Raw genomic sequence first — 2,284 nt, 5'->3', positions numbered from 1 at the left:
GCTTGCATATGCTTGGTGATTTTCTTCTTCACCTCGCTCTTTCGCCTTTGACGTCCGAGCATACAGTAATTATGCATCTTCAAAACTTGTTTTCAAGTCTTTTTTGCAGGTTTCTTTATTTTCGATACCAAGTTCTGCAATTAACGTGAAGAAGACAGCAGAATTGAACAACTCGATGCACCAGCGAACGCGATCGATGCACTGCTTTTCGGTAAGAAATGGGGCGTGGCAGTGCTGCATCCATCGGGCCATATCATTGATGGTCTTTCGCCAGGTGTAATAGTCCTTTCCGATTTCGTAGACGATGCTGTTTGTGGCGAATGATTTGAGAATCATGCGCTCCATGAATTCAGCTTCTTCCTCGTCAGCCGCCTTCCCCATCAGGTCAGATAGTGACTTCTTAGGCCAGATGATAGCCTTTGCCTGGGTGATCAGCTGATCGCCAGTGAATCCCATCTTGCGCAGCCCAGCCAGAACCGTGGTTATGCGCTCTTGCTGCTCACCAGTCCACCCGGTAAGAATCATCGACCACATGCCGCCGCCGTCGGTCAGGTGCTCCGTACCACTCCCGCCAAACTCTCTGCCCCACAATCCGAGCAGAGAGCGAACCCAGCGGCTTTGTGATGGGGTCAGGCGGCGGTATTTCCCCAGGTACGACCGGCGAGGAACGGAGGCCAACTTCATCCAGGAACATTCAGGATCGGCACGCAGTACCGAGGATTTCTGGTAGTTATTGATTTCGGTGCGGGTCATGCTGCCTCCCTGGTTTTGACGAGCTGACGCCTCAGGGAGCTGTAATGCTTCCTGATGGCTTCGAGTTCTTCGATGGTGTATCGGTGTGGAACGTTGTTGTTTTCGAGCGCCTCGACGCGCTCAGTGCCAATTTTGCGTATCAGGCGAATACGGTACTGCTGCTGATTACCAGAAAGCTGGACGTTACAGTGATGACACTGTTTATTGATATTGTCTTCGGTGTAGCGGAGATGTGACGCTTTCCCACGTGAACGGTAATGCCCGGCTTCCCACTGGACGGTGTCTAACGTTCCGCAACTGATGCATGGCAAATCATGGTCACGCTCACGGATGTAGTCATTAACGACTCGCTGAGTTACATCTTCCCAATGCCTGAGAGGTTTGACGGCTGCTTTTCGTTTACGCCATGCAACGCGATCCGCTTTCTGTTTGTCGGCGAGTTGTTTTTCTCGCTTCTCCTCCAGCACCTGTAGAGCGTATTCAGCGCCATGCTCAGGACAGCACCACCAGACGTTATCGAAGGTGGCTATGAATTTGGTCTTGCAGATTTTGCAGCTGCGGCGGGTAGGTTTACGCATGGGAACCTCCAAATCGGGAAGCCCATTCCATAGCAAGGCGGGATTCATCGCCCCAACGGACATTACGCTCTGCGCCAAAGGCGTGGATCAGTTCGATAAGGTCGCGCATCTGGCCGACTGTCATCTTGCTGGTTGACTGTCCCAACACTACGAATCCATCACCAGCCAGGTTAGGCACAACTTCCTGCTTAACCAGCGCGGCGGTGAAGATGTGCTTCCACGACTCGGATGAGAGCTTTCGCCCATGCCATTCAACCTGGCTGCTGACGTCGCCCAAAACTGCCCAAAGCTTGGAGTTCTGGTCAATGGAGCGGGTCATCTCTTTTATCTCGATGACGACCGGGCGCTTCTCATCAATCTGCAACTGGTTAATCGCATTGATAGCATTGGCGAGAATGTTGGTATTTCGAAGGAGGAATTGTTGCTTCATACGCCACCTCCGAGAGGTAACGCAGAATGCAGAAAACCCTCAGCATTAGATAACGCTGACGGCATATGGTAGGTCGTACTCTTTGTGTTTCGCATCTAATTTCCCAATCAGATGCAGAGGTCACAGCCGGGTGCTCAATCCGACTGCGACATAATTATAACACTAATTTTGAGAGTGGGTAATGTTGCTTGACGTTGCGCGGATTAATATTTGTAGCGGTTTTCCGGGAGAAAAGCGTATTCGTAAGTGAAGTTGAATGCTTCGTTTTCGGTGTTGAACCGGCGCTCGGTGATATCTCTCCAGTGCCCTCCCCTGAAATACTTCTGAGCTACCCACTTTCCCTCAAACGGAAATACGGCATACGCACCGACATACCGGTTATCAGTATGCGGATCCGGATATGACTCGCCTTCTGCCAGAGTGTAAAACTTTATGCCGCTTACAATGAGGCAACCCATTACTTCTTCTCGTTCTGGGCTGCCATATCCAGGTATCGCGGGTCGGATGATTTCGGTAGAGTCCG

At 51.2% G+C, this 2,284-nt stretch carries 4 protein-coding genes; all 4 read right to left on the bottom strand.

Annotation, left to right across the window (positions count from 1 at the left end; translation table 11 throughout):
* Positions 1–69 precede the first annotated feature (69 nt).
* Positions 70–753, bottom strand: coding sequence for a DUF1133 family protein (locus FDX01_RS04390; protein WP_137399301.1), 684 nt, complete (start codon positions 751–753; stop codon positions 70–72).
* The gene (locus tag FDX01_RS04385) at positions 750–1,331 is read right to left on the bottom strand and encodes a recombination protein NinG (protein WP_137399300.1); all 582 of its coding nucleotides are present in this window, start codon (positions 1,329–1,331) and stop codon (positions 750–752) included. The genes FDX01_RS04390 and FDX01_RS04385 overlap by 4 nt, the downstream gene beginning before the upstream one ends.
* The gene (locus tag FDX01_RS04380; protein ID WP_137399299.1) at positions 1,324–1,761 is read right to left on the bottom strand and encodes a recombination protein NinB; all 438 of its coding nucleotides are present in this window, start codon (positions 1,759–1,761) and stop codon (positions 1,324–1,326) included. The genes FDX01_RS04385 and FDX01_RS04380 overlap by 8 nt, the downstream gene beginning before the upstream one ends.
* Before the next feature lie 203 nt (positions 1,762–1,964).
* The coding region (locus FDX01_RS23155) for a hypothetical protein (protein WP_249360859.1) at positions 1,965–2,284 on the bottom strand (320 nt) is incomplete at its 5' end.

This window comes from Citrobacter sp. wls613, from assembly GCF_005281195.1.
GTDB lineage: Bacteria > Pseudomonadota > Gammaproteobacteria > Enterobacterales > Enterobacteriaceae > Citrobacter > Citrobacter gillenii.
The sequence above is the reverse complement of the archived record's forward strand: the minus strand, read 5'-3'. Positions and strand labels throughout refer to the sequence as shown.